18 protein-coding genes, 8 tRNA genes and 1 pseudogene are annotated in these 23,868 nt (G+C 42.5%); 9 read left to right on the top strand and 18 right to left on the bottom strand.

Going from position 1 to position 23,868, the window contains the following annotated elements:
* Positions 1-63 (top strand): annotated as a pseudogene (locus K0625_RS23905) (IS200/IS605 family transposase); the annotation flags it as partial.
* Between the two features lie 147 nt (positions 64-210).
* Positions 211-2,163 (top strand): hypothetical protein, encoded by a 1,953-nt coding sequence (locus tag K0625_RS23900; RefSeq protein WP_220111864.1) that lies wholly within the window; start codon positions 211-213, stop codon positions 2,161-2,163.
* A gap of 337 nt (positions 2,164-2,500) precedes the next feature.
* Here K0625_RS23900 and hda read toward each other — a convergent pair whose 3' ends face one another.
* Complete coding sequence (gene hda, locus K0625_RS23895; RefSeq protein WP_220111863.1) at positions 2,501-3,211, bottom strand: DnaA inactivator Hda; 711 nt, start codon at positions 3,209-3,211, stop codon at positions 2,501-2,503.
* 73 nt (positions 3,212-3,284) lie between these two features.
* Positions 3,285-4,349 carry a DUF2066 domain-containing protein gene (locus K0625_RS23890; protein WP_232847266.1) on the bottom strand — a complete coding sequence of 355 codons (1,065 nt, stop codon included), beginning with the start codon at positions 4,347-4,349 and terminating at the stop codon, positions 3,285-3,287.
* Positions 4,350-4,580: 231 nt separating this feature from the next.
* Between K0625_RS23890 and K0625_RS23885 the strand changes: the two genes are divergently transcribed.
* Positions 4,581-5,828, top strand: a complete 1,248-nt coding sequence (locus K0625_RS23885; protein WP_220111861.1) for a uracil-xanthine permease family protein — start codon at positions 4,581-4,583, stop codon at positions 5,826-5,828.
* A gap of 73 nt (positions 5,829-5,901) precedes the next feature.
* Here the strand turns inward: K0625_RS23885 and grxD are convergent, their stop codons facing one another.
* Positions 5,902-6,252 carry a Grx4 family monothiol glutaredoxin gene (gene grxD / locus K0625_RS23880; protein WP_012324789.1) on the bottom strand — a complete coding sequence of 117 codons (351 nt, stop codon included), beginning with the start codon at positions 6,250-6,252 and terminating at the stop codon, positions 5,902-5,904.
* A gap of 213 nt (positions 6,253-6,465) precedes the next feature.
* Between grxD and sodB the strand changes: the two genes are divergently transcribed.
* The 4 genes from sodB to K0625_RS23860 all read left to right on the top strand — a co-directional run bounded on the left by sodB (position 6,466) and on the right by K0625_RS23860 (position 12,100).
* Positions 6,466-7,047 carry a superoxide dismutase [Fe] gene (gene sodB, locus K0625_RS23875; RefSeq protein WP_012324788.1) on the top strand — a complete coding sequence of 194 codons (582 nt, stop codon included), beginning with the start codon at positions 6,466-6,468 and terminating at the stop codon, positions 7,045-7,047.
* Between the two features lie 264 nt (positions 7,048-7,311).
* Positions 7,312-9,246 carry a PrkA family serine protein kinase gene (locus K0625_RS23870; protein WP_220111860.1) on the top strand — a complete coding sequence of 645 codons (1,935 nt, stop codon included), beginning with the start codon at positions 7,312-7,314 and terminating at the stop codon, positions 9,244-9,246.
* A 50-nt stretch (positions 9,247-9,296) separates the two neighbouring features.
* Positions 9,297-10,565, top strand: a complete 1,269-nt coding sequence (locus K0625_RS23865) for a YeaH/YhbH family protein (RefSeq protein ID WP_041417604.1) — start codon at positions 9,297-9,299, stop codon at positions 10,563-10,565.
* 8 nt (positions 10,566-10,573) lie between these two features.
* A complete protein-coding gene (locus K0625_RS23860) occupies positions 10,574-12,100 on the top strand; it encodes a SpoVR family protein (protein ID WP_220111859.1) in 1,527 nt (508 codons plus the stop codon).
* 66 nt (positions 12,101-12,166) lie between these two features.
* Here K0625_RS23860 and rplY read toward each other — a convergent pair whose 3' ends face one another.
* The 14 genes from rplY to K0625_RS23790 all read right to left on the bottom strand — a co-directional run bounded on the left by rplY (position 12,167) and on the right by K0625_RS23790 (position 20,902).
* Complete coding sequence (rplY, locus tag K0625_RS23855; protein ID WP_012324784.1) at positions 12,167-12,454, bottom strand: 50S ribosomal protein L25; 288 nt, start codon at positions 12,452-12,454, stop codon at positions 12,167-12,169.
* A 139-nt stretch (positions 12,455-12,593) separates the two neighbouring features.
* Complete coding sequence (mepK, locus tag K0625_RS23850) at positions 12,594-13,142, bottom strand: peptidoglycan L,D-endopeptidase MepK (protein ID WP_220111858.1); 549 nt, start codon at positions 13,140-13,142, stop codon at positions 12,594-12,596.
* 112 nt (positions 13,143-13,254) lie between these two features.
* Positions 13,255-14,640 (bottom strand): L,D-transpeptidase family protein, encoded by a 1,386-nt coding sequence (locus tag K0625_RS23845; protein ID WP_220111857.1) that lies wholly within the window; start codon positions 14,638-14,640, stop codon positions 13,255-13,257.
* 661 nt (positions 14,641-15,301) lie between these two features.
* Positions 15,302-15,387: transfer RNA gene (locus K0625_RS23840), tRNA-Leu, on the bottom strand.
* A gap of 94 nt (positions 15,388-15,481) precedes the next feature.
* Positions 15,482-15,555 (bottom strand) — tRNA-Cys (locus tag K0625_RS23835).
* Between the two features lie 657 nt (positions 15,556-16,212).
* Positions 16,213-16,298, bottom strand: a tRNA-Leu gene (locus K0625_RS23830).
* A gap of 93 nt (positions 16,299-16,391) precedes the next feature.
* Positions 16,392-16,465: transfer RNA gene (locus tag K0625_RS23825), tRNA-Cys, on the bottom strand.
* Between the two features lie 111 nt (positions 16,466-16,576).
* Positions 16,577-16,672, bottom strand: a tRNA-OTHER gene (locus tag K0625_RS23820).
* Positions 16,673-16,687: 15 nt separating this feature from the next.
* Positions 16,688-16,763 (bottom strand) — tRNA-Gly (locus K0625_RS23815).
* 138 nt (positions 16,764-16,901) lie between these two features.
* On the bottom strand, positions 16,902-17,459 hold the full coding sequence (gene pgsA / locus K0625_RS23810; RefSeq protein WP_012324781.1) for a CDP-diacylglycerol--glycerol-3-phosphate 3-phosphatidyltransferase: 558 nt from the start codon (positions 17,457-17,459) through the stop codon (positions 16,902-16,904).
* 45 nt (positions 17,460-17,504) lie between these two features.
* Complete coding sequence (gene uvrC / locus K0625_RS23805) at positions 17,505-19,337, bottom strand: excinuclease ABC subunit UvrC (protein WP_220111865.1); 1,833 nt, start codon at positions 19,335-19,337, stop codon at positions 17,505-17,507.
* Positions 19,338-19,358: 21 nt separating this feature from the next.
* Positions 19,359-20,003: a UvrY/SirA/GacA family response regulator transcription factor gene (uvrY, locus tag K0625_RS23800; protein ID WP_064791481.1), complete on the bottom strand. Its 645-nt coding sequence runs from the start codon at positions 20,001-20,003 to the stop codon at positions 19,359-19,361.
* 370 nt (positions 20,004-20,373) lie between these two features.
* Positions 20,374-20,464, bottom strand: a tRNA-Ser gene (locus K0625_RS23795).
* A gap of 347 nt (positions 20,465-20,811) precedes the next feature.
* Positions 20,812-20,902: transfer RNA gene (locus K0625_RS23790), tRNA-Ser, on the bottom strand.
* Positions 20,903-21,127: 225 nt separating this feature from the next.
* Between K0625_RS23790 and K0625_RS23785 the strand changes: the two genes are divergently transcribed.
* Entirely contained in the window at positions 21,128-22,759 is a 1,632-nt protein-coding gene (locus K0625_RS23785; protein ID WP_220111856.1) for a S16 family serine protease, read from the top strand.
* Positions 22,760-22,827: 68 nt separating this feature from the next.
* Positions 22,828-23,343, top strand: coding sequence for a bifunctional 3-hydroxydecanoyl-ACP dehydratase/trans-2-decenoyl-ACP isomerase (gene fabA, locus K0625_RS23780; protein ID WP_012324777.1), 516 nt, complete (start codon positions 22,828-22,830; stop codon positions 23,341-23,343).
* Positions 23,344-23,439: 96 nt separating this feature from the next.
* On the opposite strand, the gene rmf is transcribed toward fabA, so the two are convergent.
* Positions 23,440-23,616 carry a ribosome modulation factor gene (rmf, locus tag K0625_RS23775; protein WP_012324776.1) on the bottom strand — a complete coding sequence of 59 codons (177 nt, stop codon included), beginning with the start codon at positions 23,614-23,616 and terminating at the stop codon, positions 23,440-23,442.
* Positions 23,617-23,868: the final 252 nt, after the last annotated feature.

The following is a 23,868-nucleotide window of genomic DNA, read 5'->3' as shown; positions in this document are numbered from 1 at the left end:
AGATATGTAAGGCATCAAGAAAAGGTTGAAAAACAGGAGCAGCCGCAATTAGATTTGAAGTAGACAACGCCCCCTTTTAGGGGGCTAATGCAAAGCCACCTTCTTCAGAAGGTGGATTCTTTACTTTGCTAAAAACGCCCCCTACCTGAAGCCAACTCCCCGTGTTATATTTTGGTTAAATAATATCTCCCCCCTTTTGAGGATCCGTCTATGTGGAAATACAGCCCATTGGTAATGGCCACTCTCCTATTAACAGCTTGTGGCGGTGGCGGCTCTGATGAAGAGACTACTCCTGTGACACCACCGACGCCACCGAGCCTAACCTTGTGTGAGCAAGCCACAGAGCTGAATGTCATCACCACATCATCAAGACTTGAGTTTGTTGTAGAGCAAAACTATTTTGCGCAGCAAACAGCGGCTATTATCGCTAGGTTAAACGATAGAGACAGTGCAGGTCTCAACTTTACATGGCAACAAGTAAGCGGCCCATCTTTAATCTTAAAATCAATAAAAAGCCCGGTACTCGCCTTCGAGCTCTTAGAGACAGGTAGCTACTCCTTCTCTGTCAATGTTAAATCAGCGAACCTTGACCTAACTGAGACAATTGAGCTCACAGTTAATGATGCTTCAACCTCAATGCTCAAAGTTCGCAGCGATCATCAAGTGGTAGAGGGCAATAATGCCAGTTTCAGAATTGATAGAGTTGGGGCGAATAATGACCAACAGCCTTCAAATATTAGCTGGTGTATCGCCTCTGGCCCTGAGCTCAACTTGGATACTCAAACTCCTGAGCGACCGCAATTTAAAGCGCCTAATGTCAATAGTGATACCATCTCAATACTTCGCGTCACTGGCACAGTTTCAGGAGAAACCATCAGTGAAGAGGTGTTATCACTGATAACTAATGAGTCAGCAATCACCTCTCAGTATTTTGATGAGCCCGTTGCTAGGACATTTGCTTACAAGGCAAACTCAACATACGCCAGCGCTCTGGAAAGCTGTATCTACTCAAATCAGCTCACCTCACCTTGCTCAACAAACACACTTCCTCTACTAGGCCAAGTTCCAGGCTCGACAGATAAAGAGAAGATCATGGATAGACTCTTGGTTTCTCACCAGTGGATGGGGGAAAACTTTGAAACGTTTATTGAGCAGATGGATCCCAATAGTGATTTTGCCACCTTGCTACAATCAGTCACAGCTGTGGTTATTAGTTATGATGTTCGCCCCTCATTTTATTGGGTTGTGACCGGCGCTATCTACCTTGATCCCAGCGATCTTTGGTTACTTGCCCAGGAGCGTGATGTGATCAATGAAGCCCCTGATTTTCGCAGTAACTTCGGTAATGAGCTGGGCTTTATTATGCCCTGGCGCTACATTAAAAATAATGACTATGTTTCTTATATAACAGCACGTGCAACCAGAACTGATCGCAGCCTAGCAGAGCTATCTCCAGACCTCTCCTCCCTACTCTACCATGAACTGGCCCACGCCAATGATTTCTTCCCCAGCTCCACTCACTCAAGTCTTGGGATAGATAACCAAACACTACTCGACCATTTTGAACAAAGGTCTGAAAATAAAGAGTTAATTTCAGATAAAGTCACCTCTCGATTTCCACTTACCAGTGATGAGATGTCCAGTTTAGCGACAGTCAGCTTTAGGGGAGAGACTGCTAGCAACACTCAGAAAAACTATCAACCTTCAGATATCACTCTATTCTTCTCTAACGATATCGCCAGTGACTATTACGCCTACTCAAGTACTCGAGAGGATACGGCCATGCTGTTTGAGGAGGCGATGATGAGCCATCGATACGGTATTTTACGTGACGTAGGTGTAACAGATCGTCCTGAAAACATCACAGCAGCAACAATCACAGTTGATTGGGGGCAACGTGGACGTATTGGTCAAAACTCACTGCAAAGCAGAGCCGCCTTTGTCATTCACAATATTTTTCCAAATATGGATGGCACAAACCTGATAAGTCACCTTCCAGAGCCTATTGCCATGACACAGGGAGATTCCTGGTTAGAAAACCTGACTATTTCAACTTTAAGCAATGCTCAGAAAAGAGCGGCTACGCAACAAAGCAGCTCAACAACACCATTAAGTGTACCTGAGCTGAGAATCAGCGGAGACAGGCATAAGCTCGTAGATTAATTGATAAAAAACAGATTGGAATAAACCTATCGACATAAAAAGCGTGGAACTTATTATACCAATCGGTATAAGAAAGTGATCTACTCAGAGTTTTTTTGGCAAGCTAATTCAAGGCGAATGAATGACAGAATGGTTATTCCCTTGTGAGTTCATTCAACGCAGAAGTAGGCAGCCAAAAACACTCCTTACAGGCGAGTTTTAGCGGTTCTGATTCTGCGTTAACGAGCTTAAACGTAGAACAACTATGTTCCTCACTCGTTGCCTTGCCTCAGAAGCGCTAAACTCTCGCTGAGCGATCACATCTTTATACCGATTGGTATTAAGGTTCCACGCTTTTTTATAACCTGAGCATCTCTTTAACGAAAGGGATGGTTAGCTTACGTTGATGAACCATCGATGCTTTATCAAGCCTATCTAATACATCAAACAGGGTTCGCAGATCACGTGCTAAACGGTTAAGCAGAAAACGCCCCACATCTTCAGGTAGTTGTAAGCCTCTCATGGCGGCGCGGCGCTGAAGAGCTGCCAGCTTCTCTTCATCAGCCATAGGCTGTAACTGATAGTTCAATCCCCACTGCATCCGAGAGATAAGATCTGGCAAGGTAAAACCTGAATCGGTCGCAGATACACTGGCACTCACAATAAGAGAGCAGTTCTTATGTTCAGAAACCCGATTATAGAGGTCGAAAATAGCTTCCTCCCAGAGCGGGTGACCAGCAATGGCATCGACATCATCGATACAGATTAGGTCTAAACTCTCCAAACCCTCAAGCAGAGCGGTTGAGATACTGGCATGAATGCCAAGTGGCAGATAGAAACTGCTTCGCTGCAGATCATTTGCGTGAGCACACGCAGCATGCATTAGGTGGGTTCTGCCTGATTTCACCGGCCCCCACAAATAAACCGAACGTTCAGAACTTCCCTCAGCGCAAGCTTGCAAGCTCTGAATTAGCTCATCATTTCCAGCTGCGGGATAATAACTGTTAAAGGTTTCATCGTCAGGCAGATGAACAGGTAATGATAACTGTATAGGTGAGTTAGATTTCACTCAAGTACTTCTCAATTTCACGCGATGTAACTTAGGTACCCATTTTAACATAGGTACCCACCAATTTGAATGACTAGCCGCGCCAGCGATATTCAAGCTCATCAACTAAGGTCGGAGCTAAGCTATTGAGGTTATTATCACTACCAATGTCACCTTGATAACCACTATTGGCCTCTATTATTCGTGGATCAAGAGCCATTAAACGGTGAAGGTCATCAATACTACCAAACAGTTCTAACGCATATTTAACACTAGTTCCCTGCAATTGCGAGATATGAACCGCTTTTACAGCACTGAGTTGTTTAAGGTACTTCTCAATTGCAACCAGTTGTTTCATTTCAGTAATATCGATAAACGTAACTGAGCTAGTCAGCTGCTCTCCAGTATCTGCAATAGCATATCGACTAACGTAATACTCACTGACTGTAGAGATAATGCCGTTTACGGCAGCTTCTGTATCTGGTACCTGCAGTTGCTTACTCACTAGAGGCGTTGTTCCACCTTGCTCAGCTCCCTTAGAAAACAGAGAAACACTATACTCAACGCCAGCGGCATTGGGGGTCATTGACGCCACAACAAAGTAATCGGCTTGATAGCGTTGCGAGGCCTGCTCTATCTGATTAACAAACATTCCCCTCACATCACTGACAGAAATCTGCATATTGTCATCAAGATCCATCAGCGGAAAAAGCAGCGGTACTCCTTTGGCTTCGGCGTCTTTTTGAAACAGTGTTCGACTCTCTAAAGGCGAAGCATCATTAAGAATTTTCCGCTCTCCATCACTCTCTTCAACCAACCACACTAAGGTTAAGGGGCGTTGCTTTCCCCACACTGGCAGTTGGGCCTCACGAAGTAGTTCCAGTATACGCTTGTGATCAAAGTTAACTTTGAGCAGTAGCTCTCCGTCCACTTCATCATAGCCGAACTGCCTAATAAGAGAGTTGGGGGATTTAACCTTAGCCATGACACTTGGATTACTTAATGCAGCAGCAGAGCCTGAATTTTTTAATACCACATGTTGAAGACCTAAAGAGATGGCTTTCTTTCGCTCAGCAGCCGAACGAGTTTCAACTGGAACCAAGCTTTGATCAAGCTGGGTCACTTCGGCTGCATTTAAAGAGTTAAATTGAATAAACAAACAACTCGTGTATAAAATTGAGGCTTTGAATAGGGTTTTGAGCATCTTCTACAGTTCTAAAAGTCGATATGCCAAAATTGTATCACAACTTTTCTTCCACTTCTGATTTCACTTCATGATTCTAAAAAACACCACTTAAGATAATAATTTTCAACTAAAAAAATTTATCTCTATCAAAGTAAAATAATACTGTTAATATTTGAGGGTTTACCTCACGTAAAGAGAATAAAAATGAAAAATGTTTCGCTCGCACTTCAGGGAGCTCAGATGCTCTTTGTTGCCTTTGGTGCACTGGTATTAATGCCGCTATTAACAGGTTTAGATACTAACGTCGCCCTATTTACCGCCGGTATAGGCACACTCATCTTCCAGCTTATCACTAAACGTCAAATCCCAATTTTTCTGGCATCATCTTTCGCCTTCATTGCCCCAATTATGTATGGTGTTCAAACTTGGGGGATCCCATCGACCATGGGCAGTTTGATGGCGGCAGGTTGTGTCTATCTCATTCTAGCGAGTTTAGTTAAAGTTAGGGGGGATGGCTTTATCAAACGTTTACTTCCTCCTGTTGTGGTGGGCCCCGTTATCATAGTGATCGGTCTCGGCCTTGCCCCTGTTGCTGTTAATATGGCTTTAGGCAAGAGTGGAGATGGCTCTTTGGTACTGGTTGAACAAAGCACCGCCCTTATCATCTCTCTATCTGCCCTATTGAGCACTGTCGCTGTCGCCATCTTTGCCAAAGGGTTATTAAAACTGATGCCAATTTTGGCAGGGATCCTCGTTGGTTATGGCCTAAGTCTCAGCTTCGGCATTGTCGATTTTGCCCCCGTCACAGCGGCAAGTTGGATAGCCATGCCTAATTTTGTTGCCCCTGAGTTCAACTGGCATGCTATTGCCTTTATGATCCCAGTCGCCATTGCACCGGCTGTCGAACATATCGGTGATATTCTTGCCATCTCCAATGTCACAGGTAAAGATTACCTTAAAAAACCCGGATTACATCGCACCTTGGCTGGAGACGGCGTGGCAACCGTTGCTGCATCGGCCTTTGGTGGCCCACCTAATACCACTTACTCAGAGGTGACAGGCGCGGTCACACTCACTAAAAATTTCAACCCTGTTATCATGACTTGGACAGCTATTACCGCCATTATACTGGCTTTTGTCGGTAAGCTAGGGGCTATCATGCAAACCATTCCGGTTCCAGTAATGGGCGGGATCATGTGTTTGCTTTTTGGTTCTATTGCTGCGGTGGGCTTAAACTCATTAATCAAGAATCAAGTTGACCTGACTGAATCTAGAAACCTCTGCATTGTGGGGATCACTTTAGTGTTTGGGATCGGTGGGATGGCATTTGGTATCGGCTCATTTAGCCTAACTGGCATCAGCTTATGCGGGATTGTCGCCATTACAATGAATTTGCTATTACCTATGCCTAAAACATCTAACTCAGAAGAGATAGAAACCTCAGTTAAATAAGCATTACAAATTATCAAATACAAAAAAGCCTTTCATATGAAAGGCTTTTTTACTCAATCTAACTCACATCGAGTTAAGAGGGGTTCTCTTCTGATTGGTATTTCGCTGCAGTCTCTGTGATTAAGGTCTGAAGCTCACCCTTCTGGTACATCTCAGTCAGAATATCACAACCACCTATCAACTCACCTTCTACCCACAGTTGTGGGAATGTTGGCCAGTTAGCGTACTTAGGTAGTTCACTGCGGATATCTGGATGTTGCAGGATATCTACAAACGCAAATTGTGCATTACAGTTAATCATGATCTGAGCTACTTGAGATGAAAAACCACAGCTCGGTAATTTTGGTGAACCTTTCATATACACTATGATAGGGTTTTCAGCGATCTGTTGCTTGATCTTCTCTACTGTTTCGTTTGTTTCCATTTTTATTTCCTAACTCACACATGCGTTAACTAACAAATTAGTACTATTGTACTTCAGGTCACCCCAGAACTAAAACCTACTTTTTATAGGGCTTTAACGAACTCATTTATCGATTGCAATAATCTTATATTTGCACATACTGTTTGTGATTTTTCGAGTAGAATCATTCTAACAAGTACTATAAATCAATTTTTTGTTGAGTGGAGAAACGCAATGGCTTTTGAATTACCAGCACTACCTTACGCTAAAGATGCTCTTGAACCGCATATCTCTCAAGAAACCATCGAATACCATTATGGTAAGCATCACAACACATATGTTGTAAAGCTTAATGGTCTAGTAGAGGGTACAGAGTTAGCTGAGAAGAGCCTAGAAGAGATCATTAAAACCTCTTCTGGTGGAATTTTTAATAATGCAGCCCAAATATGGAATCACACTTTTTACTGGAACTGCCTATCACCAAATGGCGGTGGTGCAGCAACTGGCGCAGTAGCAAAAGCAATTGATGATGCCTTTGGCTCTTTTGAGGCCTTTAAAGCACAATTTACAGATGCCGCAGTGAACAACTTTGGAAGTGCTTGGACTTGGCTTGTAAAGAATGCCGATGGTTCGGTTGCTATCGTCAATACAAGCAATGCAGCGACTCCACTAACTGATAGCAGTGTTACACCTATCATGACTGTGGATGTATGGGAGCATGCTTACTATATCGATTACCGCAATGTGAGACCTGATTACCTTGCTCACTACTGGGAGTTGGTAAACTGGGATTTTGTGAATCAAAATTTCGCTTAAAATCTTGTGAAATTTCCTACGAGTAGCCCTACTCGTTAATCAAAATAATAGGAGCTTTTTATAGCTCCTTTTTTGTTCTTGCTCCCCATCATTTTCTATAAAATTTCCCCAATCACATCTGCAACTGTTGCATTTGCAACTGTTTGTTATTGTTTTATTTGACTTTTTTAATGCTTACTTGGCTTATTAGGTCTAATATTAATAGTAGGAGACTGATTTTCAGTTATCGCTTTGAACCTATTTGGGCGTTTCAGGGGGTGAAATATGAGTATATTTGAGCATTACCAACAGCGCTATGAAAAAAAACTAGACGAAGAATATTCATTACAGGAGTTTTTGACAATCTGCAAAAAGGATCGGAACTCTTATGCATCCGCAGCAGAAAGATTGCTGCTAGCAATTGGAGAACCAGAGGTTGTCGATACCTCAAAAGATCCTGTTCTTAGCCGTATTTTTTCAAACCGATTAATCTCACGTTATCCAGAGTTTAAAGACTTCTACGGCATGGAAGAGTCTATTCAGCAGATAGTCGCTTACCTTAAACATTCCGCACAAGGGCTGGAAGAGTCGAAACAGATCCTATATCTGCTAGGTCCCGTTGGTGGTGGTAAATCTTCACTTGCTGAAAAATTAAAATCTTTGATGCAGAAGATACCTATCTACATTTTAAGTGCAGACGGTGTCAGAAGTCCGGTTAATGATCACCCTTTCTGCCTATTCAACCCTGAAGAGGATGCCGAGTTACTCGAAAGTGAGTACAACATCCCCCACAGGTACCTTAAATGCATCATGTCGCCATGGGCTGTTAAGCGGTTACATGAGTTTGGCGGAGATATCTCCAAATTTAGGGTCGTTAAGGTATATCCGGCAATTTTGGATCAGATGGCCATTGCCAAAACAGAGCCTGGGGATGAGAACAACCAAGATATCTCCTCTCTCGTTGGTAAGGTGGATATAAGACAGCTGGAACATTTTGCCCAAAACGATGCCGATGCCTACTCCTACTCAGGCGCACTGTGCCGAGCAAATCAGGGCCTAATGGAGTTTGTAGAGATGTTTAAAGCGCCTATCAAGGTTCTGCATCCTCTGCTTACAGCCACTCAAGAGGGAAACTATAACGGAACTGAGGGATTATCCGCCCTTCCCTACAATGGCATGATCCTCGCTCACTCCAATGAATCTGAGTGGACCACCTTTAGAAATAACAAAACCAATGAAGCTTTCTTAGACAGGGTATATATAGTTAAGGTTCCATACTGCCTCAGAGTCACTGAGGAGATACAGATCTATAACAAGTTACTTTGTCACTCAGAGTTATCGAAAGCGCCCTGTGCCCCTGGCACCTTGGAGACACTGGCGCAGTTTAGTGTACTTTCGAGAATGGTGGCACCAGAAAACTCCTCCATCTATTCAAAGATGCGAGTTTATGATGGGGAAAGCCTCAAAGATACCGATCCAAAGGCAAAATCCTATCAAGAGTACCGTGACTATGCTGGTGTCGATGAAGGGATGCATGGGCTTTCAACCCGTTTTTCTTTCAAGATCCTCTCTAAGGTCTTTAACTTCGATCATAGTGAGATTGCCGCTAACCCAGTACACCTTTTCTATGTTCTCGAAAGGCAGATCGAACAGGAGCAGTTCCCGTCCGATATGGCCGAGCGTTATCTTGAGTTCCTAAAAGGTTATTTAATCCCTAAATATGTTGAGTTTATCGGTAAAGAGATCCAAACAGCTTACCTCGAGTCCTACTCGGAATATGGACAAAACATTTTCGACAGGTATGTCACCTACGCTGATTTTTGGATCCAAGATCAGGAGTATCGAGATCCAGAAACGGGACAGTTATTCGATCGCTCAGCACTCAATGCCGAGCTTGAAAAGATAGAGAAGCCTGCAGGGATAAGCAATCCAAAGGATTTCCGCAACGAGATAGTTAACTTTGTGCTCAGAGCTAGAGCTAACAACGAAGGCTCAAACCCACTTTGGACCAGCTATGAGAAGCTCCGCACTGTAATAGAGAAAAAGATGTTCTCAAACACAGAAGATCTATTACCAGTTATCTCATTTAATGCTAAAACCTCAACGGATGACCAACGTAAACATGACGACTTCATCGATCGTATGATGGAAAAAGGCTATACCAAAAAACAAGTCAGACTGCTATCAGAGTGGTATTTGAGGGTACGTAAGTCTTCTTAACTTAGGGACAGGTAGGGAGCTTGCTCCCTACTATGACTTGGGAGGTGCGCATGGCGAATTTTATCGATAGACGGCTTAATGCTAAAGGAAAAAGCACTGTCAACCGTCAACGTTTCATCAATAGATATAAACAGCAGATAAAAAAATCTGTTAGCGATGCCGTGACCAGACGAAGTGTCACAGACGTCGATAAAGGTGAAAAGATTGGCATACCAACAAAAGATATCTCTGAGCCCTCATTTCATCAGGGCCAAGGTGGTGTTCGAGAGCGTGTCCACCCTGGTAATGATCAATTTACCCGAGGTGACAAGATAGAGCGCCCGCCATCAGGTGGTGGTCAAGGAGCGGGTCAAGGAGAAGCTTCAGACTCAGGCGAAGGACAAGATGATTTTGTATTTCAGATCTCGAAAGATGAATATTTAGAGCTACTTTTTGAAGATCTGGAGCTGCCCAACTTACAAAATAATCGACTCAATAAGCTCGTTGAATATCAAACCTATAGAGCAGGGTTTACCAATGATGGTGTACCGGCCAATATCAATATTGTCCGCTCACTACGCTCATCCCTTGCTCGCCGAATTGCAATGTCCTCATCGAAGAAGAAAGCGCTAAAAGAGCTTATTAATGAACTTGAGGAACTTGAAAATACTCCAGGTGCAGAAGCCGAAAGAATTCTATTTTTGAAACAAGAGATTGAGGAGTTAAAACAGAAAATTGCTAAGGTACCTTTTATTGACACCTTCGATCTTAGGTATAACAACTTTGCTAAGAAAGAGATCCCCTCCAGTCAGGCTGTGATGTTCTGCATCATGGATGTCTCTGGTTCGATGGATCAAGCAACTAAGGATATGGCGAAACGTTTTTACATCTTGCTCTATCTATTTCTTACCCGAACCTATAAAAACTTGGATGTTGTCTATATCCGCCACCATACCCAAGCTAAAGAGGTGGATGAACACGAATTCTTCTATTCACAAGAAACCGGTGGAACCATAGTCTCCAGTGCATTGAAACTGATGCATCAAATACAGAAAGAGCGTTACCCAGAGAGTGAGTGGAACATCTATGCAGCGCAAGCTTCCGATGGCGACAATTGGGCTGACGACTCCCCTGGATGTAAGACACTGCTTGAGAAAAAGCTGCTTCCAGTAGTGAGATATTTTAGCTATATAGAGATCACTAACCGCGCTCATCAAACACTTTGGCGAGAATATGAAAGCTTGCAAAAAAGCTTTGATAACATAGCTGTACAACATATAAAGCAAGCCGAAGATATCTACCCTGTATTTAGAGAACTCTTTAAAAAGCAAGCTGTTTAGGGGGCGTTATGGATAACAAGAAAAAAAGAACACCGCTAGACGATGGGCCTGATTGGACCTTCGATCTTCTTCAAACCTACTTAACCGAAATCGAAAAGGTAGCGGCTCATTACAAACTCGACTCCTACCCCAATCAAATAGAGGTGATAACCGCTGAACAGATGATGGATGCCTACGCAGGAATAGGTATGCCAATTGGCTATACCCATTGGTCATTCGGTAAAAAGTTCATTGAAACAGAGCAGAGCTATAAGAGAGGTCAAATGGGCCTCGCTTATGAGATAGTGATTAATTCAGATCCCTGTATCGCCTATCTTATGGAAGAAAATACTATCACAATGCAGGCATTAGTGATGGCTCATGCCAGCTTTGGCCATAATAGCTTCTTTAAAAATAACTATCTTTTCAAAACATGGACAGATGCCAGTTCCATCATTGACTACCTTGTATTCGCTAAAAAGTACATCAGTCAATGCGAAGAGGTTCACGGTGCTGAAAAGGTGGAACTCATTATCGACTCCTGTCACGCACTGATGAATTACGGTGTGGACAGGTACAAACGTCCCAGTGAGATCTCTTTTAAAGAGGAGCAACTAAGACAGAAAGATCGTGAAGAGTACTTGCAAAGTCAAGTCAACGACCTCTGGCGCACTATCCCTCTAAATCAAAGTGATGCAAAAGAGAAGCCCAGATCTCATTTTCCCGAAGAGCCTCAGGAGAATATTCTCTACTTTATTGAAAAGCATGCACCGCTGTTAAAACCTTGGGAGAGGGAGATTGTTCGAATCGTACGAAAGATGGGACAATATTTCTATCCACAAAAACAGACTCAAGTGATGAACGAGGGTTGGGCAACCTTTTGGCACTACACCATACTCAACCACCTTTATGATGATGGTTTAGTCACAGATCGTTTTATGATGGAGTTTTTGCAAAACCACACCAATGTGGTCGCACAGCCAAGCTACAATAGCCCCTACTATAGCGGTATTAACCCCTATGCATTAGGTTTTAATATGTTTGTCGATATCAGACGAATATGTGAAGACCCTACAGAGGAGGACAAACGTTGGTTCCCCGATATTGCAGGCAGTGACTGGCTTGAAACCCTGCATTTTGCCATGCAGAATTTTAAAGATGAGAGCTTTATCAGCCAATACCTATCACCAAATATTATTCGCCAATTTAAGCTCTTTGGTGTACTAGATGATGATAAAAAAAACTACCTGTCCGTATCAGCTATACATGATGATCAAGGCTATAAAGATATACGTCAGATGCTATCGCAGCAGTATAACCTGTCCAACTTAGAGCCTAATATTCAAGTACAGAATGTTGAAGTGAAAGGAGATCGATCCCTTACCTTAAGATATATTCCAACAAATCGTGTCCCTCTGGCAAAAAGCCGACATGAAGTTGTAAAGCACCTGCATCGACTCTGGGGTTTTGATGTGAGGTTAGAGGAGCTAAATCTAGACGGTGAGCGAACGGTAATAGCCGCCTGCCCCGATCAGGAAGATGAAGAGGAATCTTAAAAGGGTTAGCAATGAACATAAAAAAAGCGCCATTAGGCGCTTTTTTTATGTAATAACACAATACAATTAAGCGTATGTGAAATCTACGTGCTCGATAAGAGGCTTGAATGCGTGACGTTGCATAGCTTTTACACTCACTTTAACATCAGAACCGTCTAGGTTGATTGTTAATGTGCTTGTGTAAAAATCTTCATTCTCTTGAATGTTGATGATATCTTTATGGTCAAAAACAATAGCAACTGGCTCTTTACCTGGACCATAGATAACTGCAGGAACTTTGTCAGCATGACGTAGGCGGCGGCTCGAACCTTTCCCGATTTCAGTACGGACTTGTGCAGCGATAGTGTAAGACATGTTTTTCTCACTTAATTAAATTAGTTTCAGTTTGTCTCCATTTTCGACCAATGAAGACGCATTTATTGCGGGCGAATACTACCACATACTGTTATGCCTAACAAACTATTAAGTCGCTAAAAATGGGATATTCTTCTCATTACCAAGTTCGCACAGGTCCTGTATCGACATGGATAAAACCTGAGCGAGGGTAATACCCTACGCCACCGAGCTTTAGCTCTATCGCTGCATCACGTAGATCGCTCAAATTAACATTAGGAAGTGCAATATCCATCGCCATCCCTTTCATATGGTAGCTTTTCTTAGCAACACCATTACTTTTCGATGCTAACATCGCATTTGTCTTTGGAGAGCGATACCCTGAAATCACGTTAAAATCCTCCTCCACATTGAGCGACAGTTTTAACTTAAACAGAAGATCGTATAAACGCTTATCCATTGGAGCAGACTCATTACGTCTATGATCTCTCAATGTATGGCTAAATTCAGATAAGGTTTTCTCTTGATAGTTTCCATCAATCCAATAGCTACCGAAACCTCGTTCGCCAGTATGGAGATTATTAAAGCCTAAGCTACGTACACCGGTTGTTGAACGACTTGCTTGTACTTTGGAAGGAATAACGGAAAACATTGCAACACCACTAAGGCCAAGCAACAACTGCCTACGAGTAGGACAAACTAAGGACACACTACCACCACTGACTACTTTTTAAACACGAATGCGGACAAAGTAAACTGAAAGATATGGGAAATCAAGTTAACCTTAATAAAGATTTGATGTATCAAAAAAGCCTCAAAAATTAATTCTGTATTGAGGCAAGCTTAGGCATTGAATTCTGGTGATAAATATCATTACGAAATTGTGCAAGTCCAGATTCATCCATCCATGCGGTCCAATAGACCAGATGAACAGCGAGGAAGTTATCGAACGCAAACCACTGGGTTTTGTCCCTTTCAGTTTGAAGATCTACCCATGTTTGTTTATCACTCACCAAATTAGAAGCCAACCAATTTGCTAATGACTCAACCTTTTCAACCCGAATACAGCCAGAAGAGAGCGCTCTATTGCTCTCCTCGAATAGGGCTTTGTCATAAGTGTCATGAAGGTAGACATTAAATTCATTTTTAAAGTAGAACTTATAACGACCTAAAGTGTTATCTTTTCCTGGTTTTTGCACTAAACGGTATGGAAATCTGCCTCCCGCTAACATTTGCCACTCTTCAGGTGACTTTACAATCTCATCACCCGCAGAGTTGAAGACATCAAAGTTATGTTCACTGATATAAGCACCATCTTGACGAACTTTAGGTAATAGGTCCCTTCTTAGCAGCTTTCTCGGTACCCGCCAGCTTGGGTTAAGTACCATGTTAGAGATATAGCTGCTTAACCTAGGAGTTTGACGGTATGGTTTCCCCACGATCACTCTTGACTCTAATTGAACTTGTCCCTTATCCACTAATACCATCTCAAAAGCGGGGATGTTCACTAACAGAAACCTTGGACCAATCGTCGAGAGATAACTTGACTTACTGATAAAGTTTTCAGCGAGTAAAGCCGCCCTTTTTTTGGGCGTTAAATTAAGCCATCTTAATGTTTCCGGCCCAATCACCCCATCCTGCTTTAGCCCGTGACGACGCTGAAAGTTCAAGACCCCTCTTACAAGATCTGCTGTCATTACGCTATTGTCTGGATCCAAAAAGTTGAGATCCCCTAGCCACTTTAATCTACGACCTATCAGCTTAACAGCTGGATTCACATCCCCCTCTTTCAACCAAATATCTAACACTAATGGTTGCCAGTTTTCAGTTTGTTCAACCCAAAGCAGATAGCGAATGCGGTTGCTAATAGGAAGGTAGTCAGAAGAGCTAGGTTCCAACAAAATCACATTACGATATAGATCATCACTTCCCCCCTCTCCACGGCTCTGGATATTTACAGAGCGCCAGAAATTGGCGACCTCGAGTTGAATATCATTGATAAGATCAAGTTGCTCCTCTTCAAACTCCTGAGTAAGCAGCCGATTATATTTAGAAAAAGATGGGTCAATTAAACTAATAAGCTGAACTTGGTATCTAAGCGCATTCATTGCAGCAGAAGTTTTGTCTAACGCCAATACACAGGGAGTAGCACACAATTGAATGAATAGTGCCATAATGACATATCTAATCCTATTCCCTTTATGCATAGTACAGCCTCCCCATGTTACCTATTACACTAGAGAGGTGAATAAAGGTTTTCGCATCTAATGAATGGGCGTAAATAAAGTTTACCCTTGGAAGGTAAATAATGCCAAAGCTCTATTTTAGCTAAAGTACTCAGAACGGCACCTTCGCAGACTCTGTCAGTCGTACTCAAAGCTATCTCAGAAAAAGAAATAACGTTTTTTCGGATACTTAACATCCCCTAATCATTTAGCGACACCTCAATAAAACTTCTATCAGCCACTCATTTACAAATCAAACGTTATAAACAAGAGTAACGAGGGGTTTAGCTTTGGATACAAAAAAGCCCCGACTAATGTCGAGGCTGAATGTCATCTTAATGATGGTACCCGAGGCCGGACTCCAATCCCTGTAACAGTCGGCACGTATACTTCAACGGCGCGAGGGATTTTAAATCCATACAGTACAGCTAATCACGATTCAGGTACAAAAAAGCCCCGACTAATGTCGAGGCTGAATGTCATCTTAATGATGGTACCCGAGACCGGACTCCAATCCCTGTAACAGTCGGCACGTGTACTTCAACAGCGCGAGGGGTTTTAAATCCATACAGTACAGCTAATCACGCTTCAGGTACAAAAAAGCCCCGACTAATGTTGAGGGGCTCCAATGTCATCTTAATGATGGTACCCGAGGCCGGACTTGAACCGGCACGCTTATTCAGCGAGGGATTTTAAATCCCTTGTGTCTACCGATTCCACCACTCGGGCAAACTCGTTGATTTTGACGATACGTATTATCGGTAGTTAATACTGCTCAGTTATAGTAGAAAACTACTCAACCAAACTCATCAATATCTTAATATGGAGGCGCGACCCGGAGTCGAACCGAGATCGACGGATTTGCAATCCGCAGCATAGCCATTCTGCCATCGCGCCAATAAATTCCTCTTTGAACAACTAAGCTAATCAATGTCGTCTTCAGAAGATGTGGCTACTTTAACTGATTTCAAAAATGAGTCAATACTAAGGTTTATCTTTCTTATTCAAATGGTTAAAAACCAATCCGCGCAGTTTACTTTACATTCATAATGCTTGCTAGTTAAGCAAAGGTTCATTCTCAGCACCAATCACCAGAATATGGACTCCACCATATTTTCTATTGCACACAAAAAAGCCCCAACTAATGTTGAGGCTTCAATGTCATCTTAATGATGGTACCCGAGACAAGACTTGAACTGGTCGCCTCTTATTAAGAGTAGCGAGGGATTTAGGCTGGTTCATAAAAGCTTGGTACAAAAAAGCCCCGACTAATGTCGAGGCTTCAATGTCATCTTAATGATGGTATCCGAGACAAGACTTGAACTGGTCACCTCTTATTAAGAGTAGCGAGGGATTTAGGCTGATCCATAAAAGCTTGATACAAAAAAGCCCCAACTAATGTTGAGGCTTGAATGTCATCTTAATGATGGTATCCGAGACCAGACTTGAACTGGTCGCGTCTTATTAAGAATAGCGAGGGATTTAGCCTGATCCATAAAAGCTTGATACAAAAAAGCCCCAACTAATGTTGAGGCTTCAATGTCATCTTAATGATGGTACCCGAGGCCGGACTTGAACCGGCACGCTTATTCAGCGAGGGATTTTAAATCCCTTGTGTCTACCGATTCCACCACTCGGGCAAACTCGTTGATCTTGATGATATGTATTATCGGTAGTTAATACTGCTTAGTTATAATAAAAAATACTTAACCAAACTCATCAATATCTTAATATGGAGGCGCGACCCGGAGTCGAACCGAGATCGACGGATTTGCAATCCGCAGCATAGCCATTCTGCCATCGCGCCAATATTTGTACGATTGGAGCGAACCTTCTCTAATAAAGAGTGGTTCGAACCGCCTCTTCATATAAACAAGAAGCTATTCCCTGCCAAAAATTTATCTTTTCAATAAAATTTTGGAGCGACATATCGGGTTCGAAAAAAATTACCGATATCCTATAGCTAGGTATCGCGCACTTGACTTTATTAAAGAGTCAACTGAGCTAATGTCGCAAATCTTTGTAAGATTGGAGCGACATATCGGGTTCGAACCGATGACCTATACCTTGGCAAGGTATCGCTCTACCAACTGAGCTAATGTCGCAAATCTTAACTATCAATCAGAACTACTTAACAAGCTTTCCCCTGACTGCGGAATGGCATTCTACCGATTTAATGCCAAGAGTCAATTGCATATTTCACAATAAACGACTGCTTGAACACTAAATGGGCTTTTTGCATTTTAATTATTCGATTCAGCAGTTAAATCACTCCAAGCTGCCATGATATAACTCATCATTGACCAGAAAGTCAGTACGGCAGCAACATAAAACAGAGCATAAGCTGCATAAGTGATTAAATCGTTAGGGTGCCAAATTAACCCTGTAATGGCGGTCATCTGCGCAGCAGTTTTGTATTTTCCAATCCAAGAGACTGCCACCGAACCGCGCTTACCAATTTCAGCCATCCACTCTCTTAATGCAGAGATCACGATCTCTCTACCAATCATAAACAGAGCTGGAAGGGTCATCCAAATACTGTTGTACTCGGCAACTAAAAGCACCAACGCCGTAGTGACCATAATTTTATCGGCTACTGGATCGAGGAAGGCACCAAAGCGAGTCGACTGCTTTAACTTTCTGGCGGCATAACCATCGAGAGCATCTGTCACTGCTGCCAACCAAAATACGAATGCCGCAAAAAAAGGCGACCAAGAGTAAGGCAGGTAAAAAATAACAACAAACACAGGCAATAAAAACAACCTGAACAAAGTTAACGCGATAGGTATATTAAACGGCATGAGAAAACCAAAAATTTTAAAAGCAGCGCCAATCTTGCCTTAATTTTATGACCCCCGCAATGAATCATGTATCGTTTGTGCCATTTCTACGCTAATACCGGGTACTTTTGCTAATTCAGACACACTGGCACCTTTTACTTCCTGAATTCCACCTAAATATTGCAGTAGTGCTTTACGGCGTTTAGGCCCAACACCGGTGATGGACTCTAACGTTGAGGTGTTACGCGTTTTTTGACGTTTATTACGATGGCCAGTTATGGCAAACCGGTGAGACTCATCTCGAATGTGTTGAATAAGGTGTAGCGCACCTGAATCTGCAGGCAGCGTGAAGGATTGCTCATTCTCTCCATAGATGAGTGTTTCTAAACCAGGCTTTCTGCCCTCTCCCTTCGCAACGCCAATAAGAAGAGGCGCAACATCTAAATTAGCAAACTTTTCGTCAACCACTTTCTGAGCAATCCTGAGCTGCCCTGTTCCACCATCGATAAATAAGATATCAGGCACCTTGCCACTCTTTTCAATATTATCGAATCGCCTTGTCAAGGCTTGCTTCATTGCCGCGTAATCATCACCTGGGGTTATTCCACTGATATTGTATCTACGATACTCAGCTTTATTCGGGCCTTCTCGGTTAAAAACCACACAAGAAGCAACCGTGCTCTCCCCCATCGTATGGCTAATATCAAAACACTCCATCCGAGTTACCGCTTTACTGACCTCTATCGCCTCCTCCAAAAGAAGGAAACGCTGCTCAACGGTACTTTTATGTGACAGGCGCGTGTTCACAGCATTCGTTGCATTGGTTAATGCGAGTTTTAAAAACTTGGCACGTTCACTTCTTACTTTGGTTTTGATCTCAACTTTTTTATCAAGCGCGCTCTGTATCGCATCGACTAAAACAGGCAGATCTGCGAAATCATGGCTTAAGAGAACCTCTTTAGGTACGGTTCTTTGGCTGTCAGCATTAAGATAAAACTGCAACATAAATGAGCTTAGCACTTCATCAAGCTCTGTTTGTGCAGGCACTTTAGGGTAGTAACTTCGACTGCCGAAAATTTTTCCGTCGCGAATAAAGAGCAGATGGAAACAGGCAACGCCTGAAGCATAATAAGCACCAATAACATCCATATCTCCGGAGGTATGTGACACTTCCTGCTGCTCAGCGACCCTTCTTAGTGCGGAGATTTGATCTCTAAAACGCGCCGCTTGCTCATACTCTAACATGTGAGCTGCGTTCTCCATTTTTAGTACCAACTCAGACATCACCTGCTGATCCCGCCCTTTAAGAAATAAGCTTGCAAGTTTTACTTGGGCCGAATACTCCTCATCACTTATCTTAGCCACACAGGGAGCACTGCAACGGCCAATTTGGTATTGCAAGCAGGGTCTAGATCTCGCTTTATAATACACATCTTCACACTGCCTAATCGGGAAGATTTTCTGCATCAAGTGCAAACTCTCTCTAACCGCGCCCCCATTAGGATAGGGCCCAAAGTAACTCCCTTTATGGCGTTTAGAACCTCTATGGTAGGCAAGCCTTGGGTGTTTATGGTGGCTAAGCAAGATATAGGGGTAAGACTTATCATCTCGAAGTAACACATTATATCTGGGCATATACTGCTTGATATAATCATTTTCGAGTAACAAGGCATCGGTTTCACTGTGCGTTACCGTCACATCAATATTGGCAATATGTGATACCAGCGCGTGGGTTTTTACATTAGGCAAATTTTTTCTGAAATAGGAGGTGAGCCGCTTCTTTAGATCCTTAGCCTTGCCAACGTAGATAACCGTCTCTTCACTGTCGTACATTCTGTACACACCTGGTGATGAAGAGACGCTTTGTAAAAATGCTTTTGAATCAAACTGAGACAAGATATGTTCCAAATAAGCAAGGAGTTAAAACTGACCTGTGTCTAACATTTTATAACGGATGGCCAAACGAGTAAGCTCAACATCACCACTTATTCCAAGCTTGGCAAATAAGCGATAGCGATAACTATTAACGGTCTTAGGACTTAAATTAAGTTGCTCGGAAATATCATTCACTTTCTCACCATTGGTGATCATCATCATGATCTGCAACTCACGTTCGGAGAGTGTCTTAAAAGGGTTATCTTCTGTCTGATTAAACTGACTCAGCGCCATCTGCTGTGCAATTTCAGGTGATAAGTACCGCTGTCCATGGGCGACTTGCCTAATAGCTTGTAACACCTCAGGTGGTGTCGCGCCTTTCGTTAGATAGCCAGATGCTCCAGCTTGCATCACCTTAGTTGGGAAAGGATCTTCAGTATGAATGGTCAAGACAATAATTTTTGCATGAGATTGGTAACGAAGAATTTTCCTTGTGGCTTCCAAACCACCAATTCCCGGCATATTCATATCCATCAAAATAACATCGGCTTCATTATTTCGACTCCACTGAACAGCGGTTTCTCCATCTCCAGCCTCACCTACGACTTTAATACCACGCTCATCTTCAAGAAGGCGCCGTATTCCGGTTCTAACTAATTCATGATCATCGACTAAATATACAGAAATCAAATCTAACCTACCCTAGATGTAATGCGATGAACCTAACCGATCCAACATCGTATTTAAAGGTAATTTAGCCCATAAAGGAGCAATAGGAAAGCGCTATTTGCCATAACCTAACGTAATGAATTATAAGTAAACAACTTATTAGTTCTTAACAATCATTACTTTGACAAACCACAGAAAAGTAATGAATAAAATATGCAGAAGTTAAGACTACAATCTTCACCATATAAAGAGGTCAAGATATAGACACGTTCACCCTAAAACAGAAATAGCACAAAAATTAAAAACTTTAAAAAGAGGAACCCTAGGGTTCAACAAACTATCTTGAAACGAAAAAGCCCCAAGTATCTCTACTTGGGGCTTCATCTAAGTATGGCGGAGGGATAGGGATTTGAACCCTAGATGGGCTATAAACCCATGCCGGTTTTCAAGACCGGTGCATTCGACCACTCTGCCATCCCTCCGAACGAGCGATATAATAGCCCCAGTTTTTTAGGCTGTAAACCACTATCTGATGATCCTTGTTTTGTATGTTTATTTGATAATCAATTTCACTCAGTGAAAACTTAGACGGTACAGGACAAAAATCGATATTTTTAACGACAACTCTATTGTCTTGAATATGTGCGAAGGGTAACTAGTAAAAAATAAGATTTCTTTCAAAAGCAAAAAACCTGACATCTTTCGATATCAGGCCTCTTTTAATATGGCGGAGGGATAGCTGATTTAAATAATAGGAACCCTAGGGTTCAACTAAGTATCTTGAAACGAAAAAGCCCCAAGTATCTCTACTTGAGGCTTCATCTAAATATGGCGGAGGGATAGGGATTTGAACCCTAGATGGGCTATAAACCCATGCCGGTTTTCAAGACCGGTGCATTCGACCACTCTGCCATCCCTCCGAACGATGCGCATGATATAAGTATCCTTGAGCCTTGTAAACCACTTTCCACAATAATGCAGTGAAACGGCTAATCTTAACGCACATAGTCTAATTGAACTCAGTAGAGACAGAAATGAATTCATTTATTTAACTCACGGTTCAATAAATTGAATTTGGCCATCAAACAAGCTGTGCTAATATCTGCTTATTATTAAACAAACAATCATTAAGTAGCACCTGCTATATGAATTCAAACGTCATACCTGTTTCTGCGCTGTCTCCGCAATACAAGCTCCCAACCATCTCCGAGCTTACGCATACCAATCAAACTTTACTGCTAGGCCAAGAGAGAGTATCAAACGCATTCGAACTGCTTACGATGACAGCAAATCAACATATGTACCTAGCTGACTTTGCAGGCGTTGATAGACTTGAGTTCATTAAAAGCCTTGTTGGTATTCAAGAAAAACAAACTTACCAATACCTTTCAGGGAATATAAAACGCTCAGATCTGTTAGGTCGATTCGACGAGCGTAAACAGGACTCAATGGCTGAAAACCCTATATCAGGTGCGCTTGCCAATAATCACTACCTGTTTATTTGTGCGGAATCATTATGGAAAAGAGAGGGGCTTTGGGACCTGCTTTTAGATATCTTATCTAAAAAAGAGTATAAAGTTCATTCATCACTTGCAGCGACTCCCCTTGAATGTAAAATCATTCTCGTTGGAAGCAGTATGCAATACAGTGTTAGTTGGGTTGAAGAGAGCAGGTTCCCACACCTATTCCCAATTTTAGGTGAGATGGTCAATGAGCTCGACCTAAATCATTCATCAGAGTCTGAATATGCAACCTGGCTAAAAGCAGTTGCAGCTACGGTTGATGCTGAACTTGAGCAATCTGCCCTAGCCCCACTGTTTCAATACTGTGCACGACTTGCCGATCATCAGCAAAGGTTCTCCTTGCTGTCTGCTCAAATAGGGCAAATGCTTGCACAAGCTAAGGCTTACGGCCGCTCAAAACAGATCTCAGCTCAGAGTTTCCAATACGCATTAAAACAGTACCAGCAGCGTCACAATGCCTCTGAAATGCTATCAGCTCAAAACTTCGATGATAAGTTTATTAGCCTGCCGACCGATGACTATATGGTGGGGCAAATTAACGGCTTAACAGTCCTAGATACCGTTGAGTATTGCTATGGTGAACCGGCCAGAATCACGGCATCCGTCCACTATGGTGACGGTGAAGTCGCCGATATTGAGCGAAAATCAGAGCTGGCAGGCAATATTCATGCTAAAGGCATGATGATCCTATCGTCATGCCTTTATCGTATTTTTGGTAAAGACGCCCCACTTCACCTCAATGCCAACATTGTGTTTGAACAATCCTATCAAGAGATAGATGGTGACAGTGCCTCTCTAGCAGAGTATTGCAGTTTAATCTCAGCCATCACAGAAAAACCTATTGACCAAGGTATTGCGGTGACTGGAGCATTAGATCAATTCGGCCATGTTCAGGCTATTGGTGGCGTTAATGAAAAGATTGAAGGCTTTTATAATCTATGTGAGCGCCGCGGCCTAACAGGAAGACAAGGTGTCATTATTCCAAGTTCAAACACACAACAACTGAACCTCACTCACAATATTATCGAAGCGATAGAAGCAGGTAAGTTTCACCTTTACGGTATTGAGCATATTGATGAAGCAGTTGAGCTATTAATGAATATGAAGGCTGGTGTACCTGATGAGAGTAATAACTTTCCTGACGACTCTCTCTATGGTCTGGTACAAGATAGATTGGCTCGTTTAGCCGGTTACCAAGAGGAGGAGAGTGGATTTTTCGCCAAACTCCTCGAAAAAATGAAATTTTCCAGCTGATCGGAGTTGTTTAGCTTACACGTGTTCGCTAATCTTGGCTCCTAAAATTGCTGGAGTAAAGTATAACAATGAGTAAAGCAAACAGTTTCAACAAAGAAGACCTCATCGCCTGTGGACATGGTGAACTATTTGGAGAGCACTCACCTCGCCTTCCTATAGACAATATGTTGATGATAGATCGTATCACTAAGATTAATGCTGATGGCGGAGAGTTTGGTAAAGGTGAAATTGTAGCTGAACTCGATATCAATCCCGAGCTATGGTTTTTTAAATGTCACTTCGATGGCGATCCGGTTATGCCTGGTTGCCTTGGTTTAGACGCATTGTGGCAACTCGTTGGCTTCTTCTTAGGCTGGGAAGGTGCTGAAGGTAAAGGGCGTGCACTGGGAGTTGGAGAGGTTAAGTTTACGGGTCAGGTATTACCTGATGCCAAGAAAGTGACATACAAACTCACCGTTAAGCGCAAAGTCTACCGTAAATTAGTCATGGGTATTGCCGATGCAGTCATGGAAGTAGATGGCCGTGAGATATACAGTGCAACCGATCTTAAGGTGGGAATATTTAAAGACACATCCAGTTTTTAACACGGTTCTTTAAAGAAAACTCATAAAAATGCCCTCAAGACTCTGCTCTAACTACCTCTATATAGAGAGCAAAGAGTTGCGAGGGCAATCACGACTCTATTTGTTAAATAGACCACTCAGTCGGCCATCGACCCCCTCTCGCCAACCTCCTAGCCAATGTGACTTAGAGTCAAGTGTTGAATAAGGACAATTTTCCTTTGAGCGGCCGCCAACTCCAGCTTGGAATCCCTTCGAAAAAGCTCTATCTAAACGATCTCTTTTTTGTCTCTTCATGCAAAAATCCTCTGATCTAGGTACAAAGAAGCAATGGCTTCACATACTATGAATAGAACTTTTTCAGACCAAAATCAATCAAAAATTAATCAATTTTTGCGGTTATTTTTTAAACCATTGAGTTTTTAAGTAAAGAATCCACCTTCTGAAGAAGGTGGCTTTGCATTAGCCCCCTAAAAGGGGGCGTTGTCTACTTCAAATCTAATTGCGGCTGCTCCTGTTTTTCAACCTTTTCTTGATGCCTTACATATC

It is taken from the genome of Shewanella nanhaiensis, from assembly GCF_019457885.1.
Taxonomy (GTDB): domain Bacteria; phylum Pseudomonadota; class Gammaproteobacteria; order Enterobacterales; family Shewanellaceae; genus Shewanella; species Shewanella nanhaiensis.
The sequence above is the reverse complement of the archived record's forward strand: the minus strand, read 5'-3'. Positions and strand labels throughout refer to the sequence as shown.